This is a genomic window from Streptomyces sp. NPDC091279, from assembly GCF_044757465.1.
GTDB lineage: Bacteria > Actinomycetota > Actinomycetes > Streptomycetales > Streptomycetaceae > Streptomyces.
Genome location: NZ_JBIVVA010000017.1, coordinates 112,258 through 134,103, shown reverse-complemented (window position 1 = coordinate 134,103; position 21,846 = coordinate 112,258). Strand labels below are relative to the sequence as shown.

The 21,846-nt window shown below is 71.0% G+C and carries 15 protein-coding genes and 1 pseudogene; 7 read left to right on the top strand and 9 right to left on the bottom strand.

Translation table 11 applies throughout. From position 1 onward, the window contains the following. The first annotated feature begins 1 nt into the window (after nucleotide 1). A complete protein-coding gene (locus ACIQOU_RS33455; RefSeq protein ID WP_401543296.1) occupies nucleotides 2-802 on the top strand; it encodes a sugar phosphate isomerase/epimerase family protein in 801 nt (266 codons plus the stop codon). Nucleotides 803-1,163: 361 nt separating this feature from the next. Then, entirely contained in the window at nucleotides 1,164-1,514 is a 351-nt protein-coding gene (locus tag ACIQOU_RS33450) for a hypothetical protein (RefSeq protein WP_401543261.1), read from the top strand. A 72-nt stretch (nucleotides 1,515-1,586) separates the two neighbouring features. On the opposite strand, the gene ACIQOU_RS33445 is transcribed toward ACIQOU_RS33450, so the two are convergent. From ACIQOU_RS33445 to ACIQOU_RS33430, 4 genes are all read right to left on the bottom strand, one after another. After that, nucleotides 1,587-2,006: a hypothetical protein gene (locus tag ACIQOU_RS33445; RefSeq protein ID WP_401543258.1), complete on the bottom strand. Its 420-nt coding sequence runs from the start codon at nucleotides 2,004-2,006 to the stop codon at nucleotides 1,587-1,589. 729 nt (nucleotides 2,007-2,735) lie between these two features. Beyond that, nucleotides 2,736-3,725 carry an AraC family transcriptional regulator gene (locus tag ACIQOU_RS33440; protein WP_401543256.1) on the bottom strand — a complete coding sequence of 330 codons (990 nt, stop codon included), beginning with the start codon at nucleotides 3,723-3,725 and terminating at the stop codon, nucleotides 2,736-2,738. Nucleotides 3,726-4,011: 286 nt separating this feature from the next. Continuing rightward, nucleotides 4,012-5,577 (bottom strand): AbgT family transporter, encoded by a 1,566-nt coding sequence (locus ACIQOU_RS33435; RefSeq protein WP_401543294.1) that lies wholly within the window; start codon nucleotides 5,575-5,577, stop codon nucleotides 4,012-4,014. A gap of 68 nt (nucleotides 5,578-5,645) precedes the next feature. Next, nucleotides 5,646-6,950: an amidohydrolase family protein gene (locus ACIQOU_RS33430; protein ID WP_401543253.1), complete on the bottom strand. Its 1,305-nt coding sequence runs from the start codon at nucleotides 6,948-6,950 to the stop codon at nucleotides 5,646-5,648. Between the two features lie 89 nt (nucleotides 6,951-7,039). Between ACIQOU_RS33430 and ACIQOU_RS33425 the strand changes: the two genes are divergently transcribed. Next, a complete protein-coding gene (locus ACIQOU_RS33425; protein ID WP_401543250.1) occupies nucleotides 7,040-8,170 on the top strand; it encodes an Lrp/AsnC family transcriptional regulator in 1,131 nt (376 codons plus the stop codon). 33 nt (nucleotides 8,171-8,203) lie between these two features. Then, complete coding sequence (locus ACIQOU_RS33420; RefSeq protein WP_401543247.1) at nucleotides 8,204-9,079, top strand: PhzF family phenazine biosynthesis isomerase; 876 nt, start codon at nucleotides 8,204-8,206, stop codon at nucleotides 9,077-9,079. A gap of 264 nt (nucleotides 9,080-9,343) precedes the next feature. On the opposite strand, the gene rbsD is transcribed toward ACIQOU_RS33420, so the two are convergent. The 5 genes and pseudogenes from rbsD to ACIQOU_RS33395 form a co-directional block, all read right to left on the bottom strand. Further along, nucleotides 9,344-9,739, bottom strand: coding sequence for a D-ribose pyranase (gene rbsD, locus ACIQOU_RS33415; RefSeq protein WP_401543244.1), 396 nt, complete (start codon nucleotides 9,737-9,739; stop codon nucleotides 9,344-9,346). Next, the gene (locus ACIQOU_RS33410; protein ID WP_401543241.1) at nucleotides 9,736-10,665 is read right to left on the bottom strand and encodes a ribokinase; all 930 of its coding nucleotides are present in this window, start codon (nucleotides 10,663-10,665) and stop codon (nucleotides 9,736-9,738) included. The genes rbsD and ACIQOU_RS33410 overlap by 4 nt, the downstream gene beginning before the upstream one ends. A 133-nt stretch (nucleotides 10,666-10,798) precedes the next feature. Next, nucleotides 10,799-12,748: a substrate-binding domain-containing protein gene (locus ACIQOU_RS33405; protein ID WP_401543238.1), complete on the bottom strand. Its 1,950-nt coding sequence runs from the start codon at nucleotides 12,746-12,748 to the stop codon at nucleotides 10,799-10,801. Then, nucleotides 12,738-14,351 (bottom strand): sugar ABC transporter ATP-binding protein, encoded by a 1,614-nt coding sequence (locus ACIQOU_RS33400; protein ID WP_401543236.1) that lies wholly within the window; start codon nucleotides 14,349-14,351, stop codon nucleotides 12,738-12,740. The genes ACIQOU_RS33405 and ACIQOU_RS33400 overlap by 11 nt, the downstream gene beginning before the upstream one ends. A 430-nt stretch (nucleotides 14,352-14,781) precedes the next feature. Further along, nucleotides 14,782-15,775 (bottom strand): annotated as a pseudogene (locus tag ACIQOU_RS33395) (LacI family DNA-binding transcriptional regulator); the annotation flags it as partial. A 340-nt stretch (nucleotides 15,776-16,115) separates the two neighbouring features. Here ACIQOU_RS33395 and ACIQOU_RS33390 point away from each other — a divergent pair. The 3 genes from ACIQOU_RS33390 to ACIQOU_RS33380 all read left to right on the top strand — a co-directional run bounded on the left by ACIQOU_RS33390 (nucleotide 16,116) and on the right by ACIQOU_RS33380 (nucleotide 21,537). After that, nucleotides 16,116-17,546: a hypothetical protein gene (locus ACIQOU_RS33390; RefSeq protein WP_401543233.1), complete on the top strand. Its 1,431-nt coding sequence runs from the start codon at nucleotides 16,116-16,118 to the stop codon at nucleotides 17,544-17,546. Nucleotides 17,547-17,665: 119 nt separating this feature from the next. Next, nucleotides 17,666-19,936, top strand: a complete 2,271-nt coding sequence (locus tag ACIQOU_RS33385; protein WP_401543230.1) for an ATP-dependent RecD-like DNA helicase — start codon at nucleotides 17,666-17,668, stop codon at nucleotides 19,934-19,936. A gap of 311 nt (nucleotides 19,937-20,247) precedes the next feature. Next, the gene (locus tag ACIQOU_RS33380; RefSeq protein ID WP_401543227.1) at nucleotides 20,248-21,537 is read left to right on the top strand and encodes a citrate synthase; all 1,290 of its coding nucleotides are present in this window, start codon (nucleotides 20,248-20,250) and stop codon (nucleotides 21,535-21,537) included. Nucleotides 21,538-21,846: the final 309 nt, after the last annotated feature.

Genomic DNA, 21,846 nt, shown 5'->3' with positions numbered 1-21,846 from the left:
GATGACGGTGAAGCAGCTGACCATGCCCGAACTGGTCGACGCCTGCCTGGAGTTGGGCGTCCCCGGGGTCGGCCTCTGGCGCGAGCCGGTCCAGGCGTTCGGCCTGGCGGCGACGGCCCGGCTGGTCCGGGACGCGGGCCTGGCGGTGACCACGTTGTGCCGGGGCGGCTTCTTCACGGCCATCGACCCAGCGGAACGAGCCGCCGCGATCGCCGACAACAAGAAGGCCGTCGACGAGGCGGCCACTCTCGGCACCGACACCCTCGTCCTGGTCTCGGGCGGCCTCCCGGCCGGTTCGAAGGACCTGCACGGGGCGCGGGAGCGGATCGCGGACGCGCTGGGCGAGTTGGGGCCGTACGCGCGGGATCGCGGGGTCCGCCTCGCGATCGAGCCGCTGCACCCCATGTACGCGGCCGACCGGTGCGTGGTCTCCACCCTCGCGCAGGCCCTCGACCTGGCGGAACGCTTCCCGGCCGAGCAGGTGGGGGTCACGGTCGACACCTACCACATCTGGTGGGACGACGCGGCTCCCGCGCAGATCGCCCGGGCGGGCGCGGGCGGACGCATCCACACCTTCCAACTCGCCGACTGGACCACGCCGTTGCCCGAGGGCGTCCTCAACGGCCGGGGCCAGATCGGTGACGGCGCGATCGACATGTGTGAGTGGCAGGGGTACGTCGAGGCGGCCGGTTACACGGGCCCCATCGAGGTGGAGCTGTTCAACGACGGCCTGTGGGCGCGCGACGGCCGTGAGGTCCTCGCGGAGACCGCGGCCCGCTTCGTGAAGCACACGGCACGCTGAGGGGCTCGGGGGAGGGGTGAGGGCCGGGGGGGGGGGGGGGGGGGGGGCCCCCCCCCCCCCCCCGCCCCCCACCGCCGTTGCCCCGCACCTCGTTCGAGGCTCTCCCGCCCCTCTCCCGCCCTCTCCCGTCCGTCTCCAGCCGCCCTCCCGCCCATCTTCCCGTATCACTTTCCGGTCGCAATTCCACAGCTCTTTCTAATAAGGGCAGTTCAGGGGCCATGGGGAAGATGAGAATTCTATGATGTAGCTGTTGATCTGCGGTTTCTCTCGAATCCCAGGAACCGGAACGGCATCCTCCTTGTCTATGCGGTCAAGGCCCTCGGGCCGACCGAAAGATTTGCGAACCACCAAGGAGTTAGCTGTGAACGCTCGTATTGCCGCCGTCGCTCTCGTCTCTGCCGCGCTGGTCGCGGGTTCCGCCACGGTGGCCAGCGCGGCGCCGGCGCCGAAGCCGACCATCTCCCTCTCCGCGAGCACCACCCACGCCAAGAAGGGCCAGGCCGTGGCCTTCTCCGGCAAGGTCTCCGGCCTGAAGGACGGCAGCAAGGTCGTCCTCCAGGAGAAGGTCGGCGCCAAGTGGATCGCGACGCCGGTCAGCACCAAGGTCAAGAAGGGCGCCTACCGCCTGACCGACAAGTTCAAGGCCACGGAGACCCTCCGCGTGGTGGACGGCAAGGCCACGTCCAAGCCCGTGACGGTCACCGTCCGCTGACCTGAGCCCTAGGCTCCGCCCTCACCGGCATGTCCTGCCCCACACCGTCCGGACGGTGTGGGGCAGGCCGCGTCACGAGGTCGCGCAGGCCTTCTCCGCGGCGACGGTGGCCGTGGCGGCGGTGGCAGCTGCGGTGGCCGCCGCGGTGGACGAGGTGACGGCGGCGGCCTCGGCGGCGACGGCGCTGGTGGCGGCCGCCGCCTCCGAGGCGGCATCCGGCGGCACGGCCTGACTCGCCGCGACGAAGATCTTGAGCGCGGCGGCGGCCGAGGCGGCGTCGGCCTGCGCACCGGCGGCCGTGCTGGAGGCGTTGGCGGCTGCGGCGGCCGCGGTGGTGGTGGCCGCGGCACAGGCGGCGGCGTCCCGGCGCACCTGATCGTTCGTGCCGGAACTCGCCCTGAACGTCGTCGAGTTGGCCTCGGCCGTGGTGGCGCCGGTGACCAGCAGGGCGCTGGTGGCGAGGGCGGCGAGGGCGATGTGGTGGATCTTCATGGGCTCCCTGTCCTGGGAAGGCGGGCGCACGTGTCCGGCGGTACAGCCGAACACGGCGACCACGGATGACGAGAGCGGAACCTGCTCTCACCAGAAGAAGAGCATCGAACGCACGGCCTGTCTTTTCGAACACGGTGCCCGCGGCATCCGACGCCGACCCGCGACTGTCCGCCCCCACGGCCGACCTGGCTGGTCAGGAGCGCGCGACCCGGCCCGGCGAGCCCCGTTGGCATGTCCCCTCGTCGGCGTAGCGCACGTGCGCGACCGAAGCGGCACCGAGCACGGAGCCGACCGGAGGCATCCGCACCCCGCTCGGCAGGGCGGGCGGTCTCCCGGAACGCGCCGAAGCCGTCCTCGCCGGGCTCCGCGCGACCGGCGTCGTACCGCGTTGTCTCGCGGTACGCCTCGTCGAGCGTCTCAGGGACGTCGGACGGGTCGCGCGGAGCCGGGGAGAACGGCTCGGCCACGCCGACGACGTGGCCGGCGCGTCGCGGTGACGCCCTGATGCTCCATCCCACCCCCGTGAGAATGGGGCACCCGCACCGGAACGTCGTTCACTCCTGTTCCCGACCCCCGTGCGCTGCGTGAACCGCCCGATCAGGATGCAGGCCGAGCCCTCGGGCTGTCGTTGTCAGAGAGTCCACAGTTGCTGTTGCCTCTGCGTCTACAGCCTCTGCATCCGCGCCCGGCTCAGGCCCCCTGGGGGAGAACCCCGACCGGAGGGTGTTCCTACCGCGCGCCCTGCAAGGACTGCTCCCGGTACTCCCTGGGGGACATCCCGTACGCCGTGCGGAACGCCCGCGCGAAATCGGGGGCGCGGACCAACCCCCAGCGCGCCGCGATCGCCCGGATCGGCGTCGCGTGCAACGCCGGGTTGGCGAGATCGCGGCGGGCGCCCTCCAGCCGTTGGGCCCGTATCCACGCGGCGACCGTCTCGCCCCGCGCGTCCTCCTGGAAGAGCCGGTGGAGATAGCTGAGGGAGATGTGGTGCGCGGCGGCGACCACCGGAGGCGTCAACTCCGGATCGTGCAGGTTCTCCCGCACGAACGCCTTGATGTGCGCGACCAACGCCCGCTGCCGCGTCTCCGGCGACAACGCCGCCTCCGCCTCCACCACCTGCGCGAACCACGCCGCCAGCAGATCCACCAGAACGGCGCCGAGGCGCGGCGCGTCGGCGGGCTTGAGCGTCTCGGACTCCCGCGTCAGGCCGGTGAGGAAGCCCGACAGCAGCGCACCCGTGCCCTCCTGCCCCGGCAGCCGCCGGCCCAGCAGCGGCTGGACCCGCTCCGGCGACAGGGGCAGCAACGACTTGGGGAAGTCCACCCCCACCCCGGTGACCAGATGGTCGTCCCCGACCGTCGGCGGCCCCACGTCGTACGGCCGGGAACTGTCCGTCAGCCACAGATCACGCGGCCCGTACACATCCGCCCGCCCGACATGGTCGAGCCCGAGCCCGCCGCCGAGCAGCAGCGTCAGGTGGTAGATCTCGGGGTCGCACTGCCGCACCATCCGCTCGGTCCGCAGAAACCGCGTCGGCAGGATCATCGTCGGCCACACGACCACAGGGCCCAGCTCCATCAGACGCTGCTGCGCGTAGAAGTCGTCGGCGTACGGGCTGGTCATCACGCTGGGCGCGATCGCCCGTTGCGTCAACTCCCGCCAGTACTCGAATCTGTTCTCGACTGGCACGTCGTCGCTGTGGAACAGCGTCCCGATCATCCGGCCCGGCTCCCTCCGTTTCCCCGTACTGGTCTGGCACCAGCATCTTCCCTGAGCCGCTGCCCCCAGGAGGTCCCGGGGGCCCGCAGAAAAAAATCCGGAACTTCGGGGAAGTCCCGTACAACCCTTGCCCCACCTTGGCTGTCGTACGGGGCATCAGGGCTTCTGGGAGGGGAATCCGGGGGGATTGCGGGGCTCTGATGCGGAGGGGAAAGCAGAGCGGGCCCGGTCGACGGACCGGGCCCCTCTCGCACGTTCAGCCGCTGTCGCACCAGGCTCCCGCAGCTCAGCCGCCCTGCAAGGACACCGGGTCCAGGGTGATCCCCGCCCCCGGGCCCAACGGCAGCCCGAACCCGTAGAAGACCCCCAAAATCGCCAGCCACACCACCAGGAACGGCACGACGAACACCGCCAGCCGCGAGATGAGCGTGCCGAGGCGGGCGTCGGGCTCGTACCGGCGGACCATGGCGAGCAGCAGGAAGAGGTACGGGTTCATCGGGGTGATGATCCCGGTGGCCGAGTCGCCGATCCGGAACGCGGCCTGGCTGAGCGCCGGGCTCATCCCCAGCAGCATGAACGCCGGCACGAACACCGGTCCCACCAGCGACCAGAGCGCCGACCCCGACACGATGAAGAGGTTGAGGACCGAGACCAGCAGCACGAACGCCAGCACCGCCCAGAACCCCGTCAGCCCCACGGAGGTGAGGAGCGCGGCGGCCTTGACGGCGAGCAGGACACCGACGTTGGACCAGTTGAAGACGGCGATGACCTGCGCGGCGACGAACATCAGGACGACATAGCCCGCCATGGTGCGCACGGAGTCGGACATGGCCGTGACCACGTCCTCCGTGCCGGTCAGCGCCTTCACCGTGACCCCGTAGGTGAGCCCCGCCAGCAGGAACGCCCCGAACAGGATCGGCACGATCCCGCTCAGCACCGGCGACGGCACGAACGCCCCGCCCGGCCCGCGCAACGGCGCCCCGGACGGCAGCCACATCGCCAGCACCGCCGCCGCGTACCCCGCGAGGACCAGCCCCGTCCACACCAGGCCCCGGCGCTGCACGGGAGTGAGGGCCAGGTCCTCCTGCGGGGGCTCGTCACCGGCGTCGGTGTACGGGCCGAGCCGCGGTTCCAGCACCCGGCTGATCAGGAAACCGCCGAGCGTGCCGAGGACCAGGCTGCTGGACGCGGTGAAGAAGTAGTTGATGAGCAGGTGGATGTGGAGCGATCCGGCACCGGGCAGCACCGCCGCCGCCTGCTGGGTGATGCCGACGTACAGGGCGTCGAGCGAGCCGATGGTGAAACCGGCGGCGTACCCGGCACCCACGCACGCGAAACCGCCGATCAGCCCGGCGACCGGATGGCGACCCGCGCTCTTGAACACCATCGCCGCGAGCGGCGGGATGACGATGCAGGCGACGTCGCTCATGAGATGCGCCTGGCAGGAGATCAGCGCCACGGCGTACGGCAGCACGGAACGGGGCGCCCGGGCCAGCGTGGCCCGCATCACCGTCTCCAGCAGCCCGGTCCTCTCCGCCAGCCCGACCGCCATGATCATGACCAGCACGGCCGCGATGGGCGGGAAGGTCGCGAAGTTGGGAACGAGGTTCTCCAGCAGCCACGCCACACCGTCGCCGGTGAGCAGCCCGTTGATCTGCCTGGTCGCGTCGGTGCCGGGCACCGTGACCCGCACCTGCGCGAGCGACAACGCGGTGGAGACGACCGCCAGCGCCAGGAACAGCGCCGCGAAGAGCGCGATCGGGTTGGGCAGAGCATTGCCCGCCCGCTCGATCCCGGCGAGGACACGATCGAGCCGGGGGAGGGGAGCGGCGGGGGACGGCGACTTCGTCATACCCGTAGTACCGGTGGTATCGGTGGTGCCCGTGGTGCTGGTCGTGTCCGCCGTGCCCGTCGAGTCCGTCATGGTTGCCTCCGCTCCGGCGAGGAGGCCGCGTCGGTCGTCGCGGCGAGGGTGTCCTTGTGGACGCGGCCTTCCTGGACGACGCAGACGATGTTCGCGGGGTCGCCCAGGACGCCGATGTCCGCGAGCGGGTCGCCGTCGGCGATGACGAGGTCGGCGAGGCGACCGGCGGTCAGCGTGCCCAACCGGTCGTCGAGACCGAGGAGTTCGGCGGAGGTACGGGTACCGGCGACGATGGCGTCCATGGGGCTCATCCCCAGGTCCACCAGATAACTCAGCTCCATCAGGTTCACGCCGTGCGGGCCGACGGCGGCGTCGGTGCCCAGCGCGATGCGTGAACCCCGTTCGATGGCACGGGAGATGTTCTCCTTGGTCATCCCGGACCAGCGGACCTTCTTCTCGTAGTGGTACGGCGCCATCGTGGCCTTGTTGATGCCCGCGTACACCGTGGAGAGCGTCGGCACGACGAAGATGTCCCGCTCGCCCGCCATCTCGATGGCCTGGTCGTCCATGCCGTACCCGTGCTCGATGCTGGTGACGCCGCCCCGGATCGCGGTCAGGATGCCGGCGTTGCCCTGGGCGTGCGCGGCGACCGGCTTGGCACCGTGGCGCCGGGCCTCGTCGACGACCGCGCGGATCTCCTCCTCCAACAGCCCCTCGTCGTCGGGCTGGTCGTAGGGGCTGCCCATGCCGCCGGTCGCGCAGATCTTCACCAGGTCGGCGCCCTCGCGCAGCACCCGGCGCACCGCGAGGCGCGACTCGTCCACGGAGTCGGCGAGTTCGGACATGCCGGCGCTGAGGTCGGTGCCGTCGGGCAGCCGGACGTCGGCGTGGCCGCCGGTGTGGCTGATGACCCGCACGGCGGTGTGCAGCCGGGGCCCGATGATCCGGCCGCTCTCGATGGCCGTCCGGAACCCGGCGGAGAGTCCGGCCAGGTCACGGGCGGTGGTGATGCCCGCGTCGAGGGTCTGGCGGAGCCGGGCGGCGGTGTCGAGGGTGACGAGGACGGGGTCGAGTTCGCCGCGTCGGCCGGGGTGGGCGCCGTGCGCGTACGCGAGATGGACGTGACAGTCGAAGAAGCCCGGCAGAACGGTCCTGCCGCCCGCGTCGATCACCGTCACGCTCTCCCCGACCGGAGCGGGGGCAGGCGCGGTCGCGGCGGGACCGGCGTACGTGAGGGTTCCGGTGGCGTCCGCGATGACGACGGCGTCGACGACGGGGGCGGCTCCCGTGCCGTCGACGAGGGTGGCGTTCTCGACGCGCAGCGCGGTCCTGGGGGCATCGGGGTTCAGGGGATGCGTCATGACGAAGAGCGTCGGAAGATCACGTGAATCCCGTGTTAATGTGCAGCTTTCCTCCGTATCTGGCGTATCAGCGCAGGAAAAGGCCACCCATGGGAATGCAGGTATCCGCCGCCGAAGAGCCGGACCCCAGCGGCGCCCGAGAGCCGGACCCCATCGCCCCCCACCCGCCGGACCCCACCGGCCCGCGCCCGCTGGACGAACTCGACCGTGCCCTCGTGCAGGCCCTCCAGATCCACCCCCGCGCCCCCTGGACGCTGGTCGGTGAGGTGCTCGGCGTCAACGCCGTGACGGCGGCCCGGCGTTGGCAACGCCTGGAGCGGGCCGGGCTCGCGTGGGTGACCGCCTACAGCCGCCTCTCCGACCTTCGGATCGTGGTGACCGGGGTCATCGAGATCGACGCCGACCCCGGCCACGGCGAGGACGTCGCCGACCTGCTGGCCACCCACCCCGAGGTGGTCAGCGTCAAGCTCACGGCGGGCGGCCGGGACCTGGTGGCCACCGTCCAGGCGGCCGGTCTTGAGGAGCTGGCCCGCTTCACCAACGCGCTGTTCCGCGCGACGCCGGGCGTCCGGGCGACCCGCACGCACGTGGCCACGGCCATCCCCACCGAGGGCAGCCGCTGGCGCCTGCGCAGCCTGGACGCGGCCCAACGGGCAAGGCTGGAACGGGAGTTGCCGCGCCCTCCGTCCCCGAGGCCGGGCAAGTCCCCTTCTCCCCTGGACGAGTTGGACATCCATCTCGCCGAACTCCTCGGCACCGACGGCCGGATGACCGTCCCCGACCTCGCGCAGGCGACCGGTGCCGGATTCACCACCGTCCGCCGCAGGCTCCAGACGCTGCTCGACTCCTGGCTCTGGCTCCGCTGCGACCTGGCCAGGCCCCTCTCCGGCTGGCCGCTCTCCGCCGTGTACTTCGCCTCCGTTCCCGCCCCGCATCTCGACGAGACGGTCCGCCTGCTGGCCACGGTCCCGGAGGTGCGGTCCTGCTCGATCACCGCGGGCCCGCACAACGTCGTGCTCGACGTCTGGCTGCGCACCCTCGCCGACGTGCACACCTTCGAGGCGCACCTCGCCCAACGGCTGCCGCGCCTGACCATCGACGACCGCTCGGTGGTCCTGCGCACCACGAAACACATGGGCCGCCTGCTCGACCGCGACGGCGCGTGCGTCGGCGTGGTCCCCCTGCCCCACTACGCGGACGCACCACCCCGCCCCCGCTGACCTAAGCGGGACGGGTGTGGCAACGTGGGAGATATGACGAGAAAAGAACCTTCCGGTGCTCCGCGTGTCCTGCGGTACGCGGCTTTCACCTCCGACCCCGCAGGGGGCAACCCGGCCGGGGTCGTGCTCGACGCGAGCGGCCTCGACGCCGACCGGATGCGGGAGACCGCGGCCGAGGTCGGCTACTCGGAGACGGCGTTCGTCACGGCGGGGGACGCCGACTCCCGCCGTTTCAGGGTGCGTTACTTCAGCCCGCTGGCGGAGGTCGACTTCTGCGGACATGCGACGATCGCGACGGCGGTGGCGCTCGCGGAGCAACTCGGCGCCGGTGAGCTGACGTTCGACACCAACGCCGGGGAGATCCCGGTGGCGACGGCTGTCGGGGACGACGGCGTGGTGCGGGCCACCCTCACCAGCGTGCCGACCTGGTCCCGCCCCGCCGAGGACGCCGAAGTGGACGCGGCCCTACGGGAGTTGAGGTGGACCCGGGAGGAACTCGACCCCACGTTGCCGGCCCACGTGGCGTTCGGCGGCGTCACCCACCTGGTCCTGGCGGCGGCCACCCGGGAACGGCTGGCCCAACTGGACTACGACTTCGACGGCTTGGCCGAGGTGATGCGCCAATACGGCTGGACAACAGTCCACTTGGTCTGGCGAGAGAAACCAGACCTCTTCCACGCCCGCAACCCCTTCCCCGTCGGCGGAGTGATCGAGGACCCGGCAACGGGCGCAGCGGCAGCGGCCTTCGGCGGCTACCTGAGAACAATCGCCCAAACCCCAGAAACCGGCCAAGCAACCATCCTCCAGGGAACAGACATATCCCACCCAAGCCTCCTCACCATAACCACCCACACCACCAACCCCCGAGTACAAGTAACAGGCCAATCAACCCCCCTCCCCGAGACCTGACCCCCACTTTCAGACCTGGGTTACCGGCAACGCCGATAAGGGGTGCGGGGCTGTATCGAATATGCGGCTCCGCCGCGTGGGCGCGACCAGCCCCCACTCACTCGCACCCGACCACAGTCCCTACGGGAAGGGCAACGGGCGCCGCTTTAATACCCCGGCCCACCGCAACGCCGATAAGGGGCGCGGGGAACTGCGCGACCAGCCCCCACGGCCCGCACCCGAAAACACCCCCACTGGAGTGGCCCCCGGGCCCGACCCCGACCCCTAGAAAAACACCCCGCACCGCAGCAACACGTTGGCGTACGGCCGAGCCTCCCCCGTACGCACCACCAACCGCGCCCCCGCGGAAAGCTCCTTCAACCGCTCGTGCGAAACGAACCCCAACCCACCCCCACCAAAGAACTCCCCCAACAACCCAGCCACCGCAGGATTCGCATCCCACACCTCCTCCGCAGCAGTAGCCCCCTCCACCACCAACTCCGCGAGCAACCCATCAAGCACCTCGGCAAACGACGGCACCCCCGCCCGGAACGCGAGATCGACCACCCGAGGCCCCGCCGGAATCGGCATCCCGGCATCACACACCAGCACCCCATCCCCATGCCCCAACTCAGCGATAGCGCCAGAGAGTTGCCGGTTCAGAATTCCCCCCTTCTTCACAGCGCCTCGACCTCCGCCCCGGTCGGGTACGACTCCTGCGCCCCCCGCCGGGTGACCGCGGCCGCCCCGACCCGCGCCGCATACCCCGCCGCCTCGGCGAGAGTCGCGCCCGCCCCGAGCCGCCACGCCAGCGCAGCCGTGAACGCGTCCCCCGCACCGGTCGTGTCCACCGCGTCCACCTTCACGGACGCCACCCGAGTGACCCCCGTGGCATCCGCGACCAACGCCCCTTCGGCACCGAGGGTGACCACCACCGACCGAGGCCCGGCGGCAAGCAACTGCCGCGCCCAGTCGGCAGGTTCGTCACCGACACCGCCGTCACCGGCACCGCCGTCACCGGCACTGTCTCCGAGGATGACCTTCGCCTCGTGCTCGTTGACGATCAGCGGATCGCAAGCCGCCAGCACCTCCTGCGGCAACGGCCGAGGCGGCGACGGATTCAGCACGAACCGGCTGCCCTCGGCGAGGCTCCGGACGACCTCCACCACCGTCTCCAACGGGATCTCCAGCTGCGTCGAGACCACCCGCGACCCCCGGAACAGCGCCCCGGCGTCCCGCACATCCCCCGGCGTCAGACGCCCGTTGGCACCCGGTGACACCACGATGCTGTTGTCACCCGAGGGGTCGACGGTGATCAGCGCGACGCCGGTCGGCGCCCCGCCCACCAGCACACTCGCCGTGTCGACGCCGGCCGCGCGCTGGGCGTCGAGCAGCAGCCGCCCGTGCCCGTCGTCGCCGACCCGCGCCAGCAACGCCGTCCGGGCGCCGAGGCGGGCAGCGGCGACGGCCTGGTTGGCACCCTTGCCACCGGGGTGGACGGCGAGATCGCCGCCGAGCACGGTCTCGCCGGCCCCGGGGCGCCGTTCGACGTCGATCACCAGATCGGCGTTGGCCGATCCCACGACCAACAGGTCGTAGTCGTACATGAGTTGACTCCCTAGGGGATAGCGAGAGGGATACGGAGGAGACCACCGGAGGTGAACGGGCGAAGCGGCCGGAGGGCTCAACACCCGCCCCCGGCCGCCCCGTTGCTCACCGGAACCTGTCAGAACGTCCCGGTCAGCCCGTGAACCCGGCCACGTTCTTCTCGGTGACCACCTTCACCGGCACCTTCACCGTGGCGGGCACCTTCTTGTGCTGGATCGCGCGCAGGGCGTTGTCCACGGCGATCTTGCCGAGCTGGGACGGCTGTTGGGCCACCGACGCGTACAGCGTGCCCTTCTTGACGGCGGTGAGGCCGTCCGGGGTGCCGTCGAAACCGACCACCGGCACGGACGTCCCGGCCTTCGAGCCGAGCGCCTTGATCGCACCGAGCGCCATCTCGTCGTTGGCGGCGATGACCCCCTGGACGTCCGGGTGGGCCTGGAGCAGGTTCGACATCACGTCGAGGCCCTTGGTGCGGTCGAAGTCGGCGGGCTGCTGCGCGACCACCTTGATCCCGGGGTACTTCTTGAGCCCGGCGGCGAAGCCCTGCGCCCGCTCCCGCGCGGCCGACGTGCCCGCCTGGCCCTGGAGGATCACGATTGTGCCGCTGCCGCCCAGCTTCTCGGCGATGGTCTGGGCGGCGAGTTCACCACCGGCCACGTTGTCGGAGGCGACCAGCGTGGCCGTCGTCGCGTTGTTGACGCCCCGGTCGACGGCGACGACCGGGATCTTCGCCTTGCCCGCGGCCTTCACGGAGTTGCTCGCCGCGTCCGAGTCCACCGGGTTGACGATGATCGCGCCGAGGCCCGAACTGGTGAAGTTCTGGAGCTGGTTGGCCTGCTGCGAGGCGTCGTTCTGGGCGTCCGTGACGGTGAGGTCGACGCCCCGCTTCTTGGCCTCGGCCTGCGCACCGGCACGGATCTGCACGAAGAACGGGTTGTTGAGCGTCGACAGCGACAGCCCGATCCGCGGACTGGCCGCCGCCGAGGAGCCGTTGTGCAGGAACGAGGTCGCGCCGACGATCGCGACGGTGACCACGGCCGCCAGCCCGTAGGTGGCCGCCTGCTTGCCCTTGCCGCCACCGGCCCCCGAGGTCAAGGGAGTTGCCCCCGCCTTGCGGCGCAGCGTGTCCAGGAGCACGGCGAGCGCGATCACGACACCGATCACGACCTGCTGCCAGAACGCGGACACCGAAAGGAGGTTGAGGCCGTTGCGGAGCACCGCGAGGATCAGCGCGCCGATCAGCGTGCCGGACGCCTTGCCGGTGCCGCCCGCGAGGGAGGCGCCGCCGATGACGACGGCGGCGATGGCGTCGAGTTCATAGCCGTCGGCGGCCTGCGGCTGCGCGGAGGAGAGCCGGGCGGCGAGCACGATGCCCGCTGCGGCGGCGAACAGCCCGGACAGCGCGTAGATCGCGAGCTTCTGCTTCTTCACCCGCAGCCCGGACAGCCGGGCCGCCTCCTCGTTGCCGCCGATCGCGTACATGGAACGGCCGATGTAGGTGCGGCCGAGCACGAACGCGGCGATCAGCCCCATCACCACCATGACCAGCACCGGCACCGGCAGCCAGCCGCCCAGCGTGTCCCCGAGGTGCGACACCGAGTCCGGGAACGGGATCGGCGACCCCTCGGAGACCACCAGCGACAGACCGCGCGCCACCGACAGCATGGCGAGCGTCGCGATGAACGGCGGCAACTTGCCGTACGCGATGAGGAAGCCGTTGACCAGACCGCACACGATGCCGGTCAGCACGGCGAGGACCACCGCGAGGACGACCGGCACCCCGTGCTGCGTGGCGGTCCAGGCGAGCACGGTGGCCGACAGCGCCGCCACCGAACCCACCGACAGGTCGATGCCCGCCGACACGATGACGAAGGTGACACCGAAGGCGAGAACGGCGGTGACGGCGGCCTGGACGCCGACGTTCAGGAGGTTGTCGGTGGTCAGGAAGTCCCCGGACAGCGCCGACAGGGCGACGACGAGGACGATCAGCGCGGTCAGCGCGCCGTTGTCGAGCAGGAGCCGGCGCAGGCCGCCCGGGGCGCCACTCGCGCCCGTCGCGCTCTTGAGCGTGTCAGTGGCCACGGGGGCCCTCCATTTCGGTCGTGTCGGTCGTAGGAGTGGTGGGGGTGATGGGAGTGGTGGGGGTGAGGGGGGTGGCGGTGGGGGTCGTACGGGGCGTAGGGGCCGGGTCGGCCGGGGGAGCGCCGACGGCGAGGGACATCACCGTGTCCTGGGTGGCCTCCTCTGCCGTGAGTTCGCCCGCGATCCTGCCCTGGGCCATCACCAGCACCCGGTCGCTCATGCCGAGCACCTCCGGCAGATCGCTGGAGACCATCACCACGGCGGCCCCGGCGGCCGTCAGCTCGTTGATCAACTGGTAGATCTCGACCTTGGCGCCGACGTCGATCCCGCGCGTCGGCTCGTCGAGGATGAGCACCTTGGTGTCGGCCAGCAGCCACTTGCCGATGACGACCTTCTGCTGGTTGCCGCCGGACAGGGTGCGCACGTGCTGGCCCAGGCCCGCCATCCGCACCCCGAGCTGCCCCGCGATCCGCTCGGCGGCCACCTGCTGGCCCTTGAGATCGACGATCCCCGCGCGCGTGGCGCCCCGCAGGGTCACCAGACCGAGGTTCTCCGCCACGGACGCGTCCAGGAGCAGCCCCTGCCCCTTGCGGTCCTCCGGCACCAGACCGATCCCGGCCGCCATGGCCGCGTTCACGTCATGCCGCCGCAGGGGCGCCCCGGAGACCTTCACGGCACCCTGGTCGTACGGGTCGGCCCCGAACACGGCCCGTACGACCTCGGTACGACCCGCGCCGACCAGCCCCGCGATGCCGACGACCTCACCGGCCCGCACCTCGAAGCCGACGTCGTGGAAGACACCGTCGCGCGTCAGACCCTCGACGGAGAGCAGCGCGGCGCCTGCCTCCGGCCGTTCACGCGGGTACTGCTGTTCGATGGAACGGCCCACCATGAGGCGGACGAGTTCGTCCTCGGGCGTGGTCGCGGGGACCTGCCCGACCGACCTGCCGTCCCGGATGACCGTGACGCGGTCGCCGAGGGCGGCGATCTCGTCCAGGTGATGGGTGATGAAGACGATCCCGACGCCGTCCTCGCGCAGCGCCCGCACGATCACGAAGAGCTTCTCGACCTCCTCGGAGGTGAGCACGGCGGTCGGCTCGTCCATGATCAACACGCGGGCGTCGAGACTGAGCGCCTTGGCGATCTCGACCATCTGGAGCCGGGCGATGCCCAGTTCGCGCACCCGCGCGCGGGGCGACACGTCGACGCCCACGCGCGCGAGGAGCGCCTCGGCGTCGGCCTCCATCCGCTTGCGGTCGATCATCCCGAACCGGCGCGGCTGCCGCCCCAGGAAGATGTTCTCGGCCACCGTGAGGTCCGGCACCAGGTTGAACTCCTGGTAGATGGTGGCGATCCCGAGGCGCTCGGCGTCCTGCGCCCCGTGGACGCGCACCTCCTCACCCCCGGCCAGAATCCGCCCGGCGTCGGGCGTGTAGGCGCCGGAGAGCATCTTGATGAGGGTGCTCTTGCCCGCGCCGTTCTCCCCGAGCAGGACGTGCACCTCGCCCCGGCGCAGATCGAAATCGACGCCGTCGAGCGCGATCACGCCCGGAAATTCCTTACGGATGCCCTCGATGCGCAGCAACTCGTCCGGGTCGCTCACGACTGGCTCCTGTTCGTTGCGGGGGACTCCTCAGTGGTGTCCGTGAAGTGCGTGGTGACCACGGGGTCAGTGGCGACACCGATGCCTGTGGTGCCGGAGGGGACACCAGTGCCGGTGGTACCGGTGGTGACACCGATGCCGGTGGTACCGGTGGCGACACCGATGCCGGTGATGCCAGTGGTGCCTGTGGTGACGTCGATGTCTGCGGCGCCTGCGGCGCCTGTGCCGCCTGTGCCGCCTGTGCCGCCTGTGACGCCTGCGGCGCCTGCGAGGCCCGTGGCGGCCGCGCTACCTGCGGCGGCCGCGATACCGGTGGTGTTCGCGGCACCGGTGGTGTTCGCGGCACCGGGCGGCCCCGAGGCGTTCGCGGCACCGGGCGCCCCGGAGGAGGCGTTCGCCGCACCCGGCGCCCCCGTGACGTCCGCGGCACTGCCCGGCTCGCCGCACGAGCGGCGCACGACGAGCCGGGCGGGGAGGGTGACCGACTGGGGCGGCCGCCCCTCGATCCGGTCGACCAGGGCCCGCACGGCGGCCCGGCCCAACTCGCCCGTGGGCTGGGCGACCGCGGTGATCGGCGGATCGGTGTGCACGAACCACCGGATGTCGTCGAACGCCGCCAGCGCGAGGTCGTCCGGAACGCGCAGCCCACGCGCGCGTACCGCGTCCAGCGCGCCCAGCGCCATCAGGTTGTCGGTGGCGAAGACGGCCTCGGGCGGCTCGGGCAGGTCGAGGAAGCCCTCGGTGACCCGTCGCCCGCTCTCGGCCTGGAAGTCGCCCTGCCCGATGTAGGCGTCGGGCAACGGGATTCCGTATACGGCCAGCGCCGCCCGGAACGCCTCGACGCGCTCGCTGCCGGTGGTGGTCGCCGCCGGACCCGCGATGATCGCGAGCCGCCGGTGCCCGAGCCCGTGCAGATGCGCGACCAGGTCCCGCACGGCCGCCTGCCCGTCGGCCCGCACCACCGGCACGTCCAGGCCCGGAATCCACCGGTCCACGAACACCATCGGCGTCCCGGCCCGCGCGGTCTCCAGCATCAGGGCGGACCCGCCGTCGGCCGGGGACACCAGCAGCCCGTCGATCCTGCGGTCGAGCAGCGTCCGCACATGATGGTCCTGCAACTCCGGCCGCTCGTCGGCGTTCCCGATGATGACGCTGTACCCCAGCGCCCGGGCCTCTTCCTCGACGGAACGGGCCAGTTCGGTGAAGTAAGGGTTCAGCACATCGCTGATGACCAGCCCCAGGGTGCGGGTCTGATCGGTGCGCAGGGAACGGGCGACGGCGTTCGGGCGGTAGCCCAGCGTCTCGACGGCGGCCAGCACGCGCGCGCGGGCGTCCGCGCTGACCGACGGATGCTCGTTCAGGACCCGCGACACCGTGGCGACGGAGACCCGCGCCTCGGCGGCGACATCCTTGATACTCGCCATCGCCGTCCCACCTCCTTGTGGAATCGAATGCGGTGCATGCGATCCCGCGCGGGGTGCCGGTGGAGCCCGGTGAAGCCCGTGGAATCGATTACATCGACGTTACGGAGGATTGGAATCGATTACACGGGGAGGGAGCAAGGGGGTGGACCTGGCCGAAACTCAATCGTGACCGGAAGCGGTCGTCCGGACCGGGAACGGCGGAAGCACCGGTTCCGTCTTCCCCACCGATGAACCGTCGGCACGCGCCGCCCGTTGCGGACGACCGGCAAGCCGATGAACCGACGGCCCGAGTGTCCCGTTGTGGCAGACGATGTCCTGAACGAGGCGGAGGAAGCGCGGGATGGTGAACTCGACGACGGGCTCGGAGGAATATCCGAGGTTTCTTCCCGGCCAGTACCAGGAGGTGTGGAACTTCCCCCGGTCGTGGGAGAGGCAGGCACCGGCACCGGAGCAGCTCTCCAGCCCCGCGCGCGTGCCCTCTCCGGATGCCGCGAGGCCCTCCGAGGGTGTGCGGGGCAACGGCGAGCGCCAGGCTCCGGTGGGTGACCTGGAGGCGGCGTTCCAGAGCGCCCTGCGCCGGGCCGAGCAGCTCAGCCTCGCCGAGCCACAGCCGGTGCGCCGCGACTCCGAGGCGCGGCTCCAGCAGGACGTCGCGGAAGCGGTCCGCCGCAGCCTCCAGGACACCCAGAACCAGCCGCCCTCCGGCGTGCGCGCCACGTCCGGTCCGCTGGGCGCCGACGCCCCGCCGTTCATGGCCCATGAGCCCGAACGGCAGCAGGCGGAGCCGGTCAGTCGGCTCGCGCCGGTCCGGCCGGACCTCCCTTCCGCTCCGCCGGGCCGGAACGCGGCGCCGTTCGCGGACCATGCGCCCGGATGGCAGTCGGCGGAGCCGGTCAGTCCGGTCTCGCCGGTCACCCCGATGAGCGGGTACGCGATGCCGGTCGGCCCGGTCTCGCCGGTCAGTCCGGTGGACAGGGAAGCGGCGCCGTTCGCGTTCCCTGCGTCCAAGTGGCAGAGGGAGGCACCGGCGGTGACGGTCACGCCCGCCCCTCCTGCCCCGCCGACCCCTCCGGCCCCGCTAACCCCTCTGGCCCCTCCTGCCCGTCCGGCGACCCCGCCGACTCCTCCCGCCCCTCCGGTCACTCCCGTCGGTCCGGCGATCGTGCGGGCCTCTTCCGGTTCGGCGGCAGTGGGTGCCACGTCCGGTCCGATGGGCATGGACGCGCCGTTCACGCCTCCCACGCCCGCGTGGCAGGGGGAGCGGCCGGTCATACCGTTCGCCCCTGCCGACCGTCTCTCCTCGCTCAGGCCGACCAGCCCCAGCGGCACGCCCCGGTCGACGGGTGGAGCACCCTCGGAGGCGGCGGCCGCCGATTGGCGAGCACCGGCGCCGCAAAGGCCGCTCACCCGCTCCAAGGGCGTGCGCAGCGATCGGCCGACGCGGCTGGCCGGATGGAGAAACGCGCAGGCGCAGGCCGCGCCCATGGACGTGGACCCGTACGCGATCCAGGTGGCGCAGACCCGGGGCACGAGCACGAGGGAGGCTCAGCCCCAGCCCGGAGCGCCGGGAGGGAGCCGGACGAACCCGCTCGGCAACGCCGCCAGCAGGCACGCTCCGCCCACCCCGCAACCTTCAGGCGCGCAGGGCGACCAGGAGTCGCGGTGGATGCAGGTGGGCGCGAGGCTGGCCCGGTCCGGCGACCGGAGCGCCGAGTTCCCGAGCCAGACCCGTAACCAGACCCCGAACCAGCCCCAGAAGCGGGCCCGTTGAGAGCAGGCGCCCTGCCGAAGCCGCGCTGACCAGGAACGGCGCCGAAGGACGGCAGGTCTCTCGCCCGCACCGCCCGCACCGCCCCCGGCGTTGTCAGTGGGCACCGGTACCTTCGGAGCATGTCCAGTCAGGTGGGGAGTGCGGCGGAGGCGGGGGAGCGGCGGCTCGCCACCCTCGAAGGCGTCCTTGAGCGTGTCACGTACGCCAATGAGGAGAACGGCTACACGGTCGCCCGCGTCGATACGGGCCGTGGCGGCGGCGATCTCCTCACCGTCGTCGGCGCGTTGCTCGGCGCGCAGGTGGGCGAGTCCCTGCGGATGGAGGGGCGGTGGGGATCGCACCCGCAGTACGGCAAACAGTTCACCGTCGAGAACTACACGACCGTCCTGCCCGCCACCGTCCAGGGCATCCGGCGCTACCTAGGATCGGGCCTGGTCAAGGGCATCGGACCGGTCTTCGCCGACCGGATCACCCAGCACTTCGGGCTGGACACCCTCCAGATCATCGAGGAGGAGATCGAGCGGCTCATCGAGGTCCCCGGCCTCGGCCCCAAGCGGACCAGGAAGATCGCCGAGGCCTGGGAGGAACAGAAGGCGATCAAGGAGGTCATGCTCTTCCTCCAGACCGTCGAGGTGTCCACGTCGATCGCGGTCCGCATCTACAAGAAGTACGGCGACGCCTCCATCTCCGTCGTGAAGAACCAGCCCTACCGGCTGGCCGCCGACGTCTGGGGCATCGGCTTCCTCACCGCCGACAAGATCGCCCAGTCCGTCGGCATCCCGCACGACAGCCCGGAGCGCGTCAAGGCAGGCCTCCAGTACGCCCTTTCGCAAGCCACCGACCAGGGCAACTGCTACCTCCCCGAGGAACGGCTCATCGCCGACGCCGTCAAACTCCTCCAGGTCGACACCGGCCTCGTCATCGAATGCCTGGCCGAACTCGCGGCCCCCGGCGACGACGGTGAGGAGCCCGGCGTCGTGCGCGAGAAGGTGCCAGGCCCCGACGGCGCCGAGCCCGTCACCGCCGTCTACCTGGTCCCCTTCCACCGCGCCGAACTCTCCCTCGCCGCCCAGCTGTTGCGCCTCCTGCGCACCGGCGAGGACCGCATGCCGGCCTTCCGGGACGTCGCCTGGGACCGCGCCCTGGGCTGGCTGAAAAGCCGCACCGGCGTGGAGCTGGCCCCCGAGCAAGAGGCCGCCGTCAAGCTGGCGTTGACGCAGAAGGTCGCCGTCCTCACCGGCGGTCCCGGCTGCGGCAAGTCCTTCACCGTGCGCTCGATCGTGGAGCTGGCCCGTGCGCGCAAGGCCCGCGTGGTGCTCGCCGCCCCCACCGGACGCGCCGCCAAACGCCTCGCCGAGCTGACCGGAGCCGAGGCCTCCACCGTGCACCGGCTGCTGGAGCTGAAGCCCGGCGGCGACGCGGCCTACGACCGGGACCGCCCCCTGGAAGCCGACCTGGTGGTTGTCGACGAGGCCTCCATGCTGGACCTGCTGCTGGCGAACAAGCTGGTCAAGGCCGTTCCGCCGGGCGCCCATCTGCTGTTCGTGGGAGACGTGGACCAACTGCCCAGCGTGGGCGCGGGGGAGGTGCTGCGGGACCTGCTCGCCGACGGCGGCCCGATCCCGGCGGTGCGGCTCACGCGCGTGTTCCGGCAGGCCCAGCAGTCCGGGGTGGTCACCAACGCGCACCGCATCAACTCCGGGCAACACCCGGTCACGGACGGCATGAAGGACTTCTTCCTCTTCGTCGAGGACGAGACCGAGGAGGCCGGCCGGCTCACCGTGGACGTGGCGGCCCGTCGCATTCCGGCCAAGTTCGGGCTCGACCCGCGCCGGGACATCCAGGTGCTCGCGCCGATGCACCGGGGCCCGGCCGGTGCCGGCGCCCTCAACGGACTGCTCCAGCAGGCCATCACCCCGGCCCGCCCGGAGCTGCCGGAGAAACGGCTCGGCGGCCGCGTCTTCCGCGTCGGCGACAAGGTCACCCAGATCCGCAACAACTACGACAAGGGCGAGAACGGCGTCTTCAACGGCACGGTCGGCGTCGTCACCGCCCTCGACCCCGTCGAGCAGCGACTCACCGTCCTGACCGACGAGGACGAGGAAGTGCCCTACGACTTCGACGAACTCGACGAACTGGCCCACGCCTACGCGGTGACCATCCACCGCTCCCAGGGCAGCGAGTACCCGGCGGTGGTGATCCCGGTCACCACCAGCGCCTGGATGATGCTCCAGCGCAATCTGCTCTACACGGCCGTCACGCGCGCCAAACGCCTGGTCGTGCTGGTCGGTTCGCGCAAGGCGATCGGCCAGGCGGTCCGCACCGTCTCGGCCGGACGGCGGTGCACCGCACTCGACTTCCGACTCGCGCCCGCTGGGCCGGAGGGCTGATCCGCCGGGCTTCTGGGAGGCTTGCCCCGGACCCGGAAGGTCGGCCTCCGCGGTTCCGGAGAACCCCCCTCGACCCACATGACCGGTTTGTGCCCAGGATCACAACAAATGATCGATCAAATCAGTCGTGAAGGTCACACAGCACTTCCCGTCGGGGGAGAACAGGGGGCAGGATGGGCAAGTTGGCGGCACTGAGTGCCGCCGATAGACCCGATGGTCGACCCCGAGTGCACTCTCCTGCGCCAAGTGGGGGAAGGTAGAGAACAGTCAGGGCACCTCGAAGATGAGGCACAACGTCGGTGAGGGAAGACGTGAGCGACAACTCTGTAGTACTGCGGTACGGCGACGGCGAGTACACCTACCCGGTGATCGACAGCACCGTCGGCGACAAGGGCTTCGACATCGGGAAGCTCCGCGCCCAGACCGGTCTGGTGACGCTGGACAGCGGATACGGGAACACCGCTGCCTATAAATCCGCGATCACCTACCTCGACGGTGAAGCGGGCATCCTCCGCTACCGCGGCTACCCGATCGAGCAGCTGGCCGAGCGCTCCACCTTCCTGGAGGTGGCGTACCTGCTGATCAACGGCGACCTGCCGACGACCGACGAGGTGACCTCGTTCCAGGACGAGATCACGCGGCACACGCTGCTGCACGAGGACGTCAAGAACTTCTACCGGGGCTTCCCGCGCGACGCGCACCCGATGGCGATGCTGTCGTCGGTGGTCTCGGCGCTGTCCACGTTCTACCAGGACAGCCACAACCCGTTCGACGAGAAGCAGCGCAATCTCTCGACGATCCGGCTGCTCGCCAAGCTTCCGACGATCGCGGCCTACGCGTACAAGAAGTCGATCGGTCACCCGTTCGTCTACCCGCGCAACGACCTCGGTTACGTCGAGAACTTCCTGCGCATGACCTTCTCGGTCCCCGCGCAGGAGTACGAGCCCGACCCGGTCGTGGTCAGCGCCCTCGACAAGCTCCTCATCCTGCACGCCGACCACGAGCAGAACTGCTCCACGTCGACGGTCCGCCTGGTGGGCTCGTCGCAGGCCAACATGTTCGCCTCGATCTCGGCCGGCATCAACGCCCTCTGGGGCCCGCTGCACGGCGGCGCCAACCAGTCGGTGCTGGAGATGCTGGAGGGCATTCAGGCCACGGGTGGTGACGTCGACTCCTTCATCCGCAAGGTGAAGAACAAGGAGGACGGCGTCCGCCTGATGGGCTTCGGCCACCGGGTCTACAAGAACTTCGACCCGCGCGCCAAGATCATCAAGGCCGCCGCGCACGACGTCCTCTCCGCGCTCGGCAAGTCCGACGAGCTGCTGGACATCGCGCTGAAGCTGGAGGAGCACGCGCTCTCCGACGACTACTTCGTCTCGCGCAGCCTCTACCCGAACGTCGACTTCTACACCGGCCTGATCTACCGGGCCATGGGCTTCCCGACCGAGATGTTCACGGTCCTGTTCGCCCTCGGCCGCCTCCCGGGCTGGATCGCCCAGTGGCACGAGATGATCAAGGAGCCCGGCTCCCGCATCGGCCGCCCGCGCCAGATCTACACGGGCGTCGTCGAGCGCGACTTCGTCCCGGTGGAAGAGCGCTGACGGTTCATTCCGTTCAGGCTCCAACGGCAGAGGGCGTCGATTCCGGCGCCCTTTCGCCGTCCCAGGGCCAACGTCACCGCCGTTCAAGACGCCCACCCGACGGCGCCTACAGGCTTCTCCGGTCCCCCGACCAACCCAGCGAGTGAGCCAAAGGGGCGCGCCGGTGCCGAGGGACCGAACGCGCGGAGGCCCGAAGGGTCGAGCACGATCGGGCACTCGACACCGGCTTCGGCGCCCCGGAGGCGAACCGAGCTTTCAAAAAAATACAGAAGGCGCCCTGGCGGCGGTCCCCCCACGGGCCGACGTCCA

Bases quoted from the DNA above. Each gene is read 5' to 3' on its own strand.
- ACIQOU_RS33455 (WP_401543296.1), top strand. From the start codon at position 2: ATGACGGTGAAGCAGCTGACCATGCCCGAACTGGTCGACGCCTGCCTG.
- ACIQOU_RS33445 (WP_401543258.1), bottom strand. From the start codon at position 2,006: ATGAAGATCCACCACATCGCCCTCGCCGCCCTCGCCACCAGCGCCCTG.
- ACIQOU_RS33440 (WP_401543256.1), bottom strand. From the start codon at position 3,725: ATGATCGGGACGCTGTTCCACAGCGACGACGTGCCAGTCGAGAACAGA.
- ACIQOU_RS33435 (WP_401543294.1), bottom strand. From the start codon at position 5,577: ATGACGAAGTCGCCGTCCCCCGCCGCTCCCCTCCCCCGGCTCGATCGT.
- ACIQOU_RS33430 (WP_401543253.1), bottom strand. From the start codon at position 6,950: ATGACGCATCCCCTGAACCCCGATGCCCCCAGGACCGCGCTGCGCGTC.
- ACIQOU_RS33425 (WP_401543250.1), top strand. From the start codon at position 7,040: ATGGGAATGCAGGTATCCGCCGCCGAAGAGCCGGACCCCAGCGGCGCC.
- ACIQOU_RS33420 (WP_401543247.1), top strand. From the start codon at position 8,204: ATGACGAGAAAAGAACCTTCCGGTGCTCCGCGTGTCCTGCGGTACGCG.
- ACIQOU_RS33410 (WP_401543241.1), bottom strand. From the start codon at position 10,665: ATGTACGACTACGACCTGTTGGTCGTGGGATCGGCCAACGCCGATCTG.
- ACIQOU_RS33390 (WP_401543233.1), top strand. From the start codon at position 16,116: ATGGTGAACTCGACGACGGGCTCGGAGGAATATCCGAGGTTTCTTCCC.
- ACIQOU_RS33385 (WP_401543230.1), top strand. From the start codon at position 17,666: ATGTCCAGTCAGGTGGGGAGTGCGGCGGAGGCGGGGGAGCGGCGGCTC.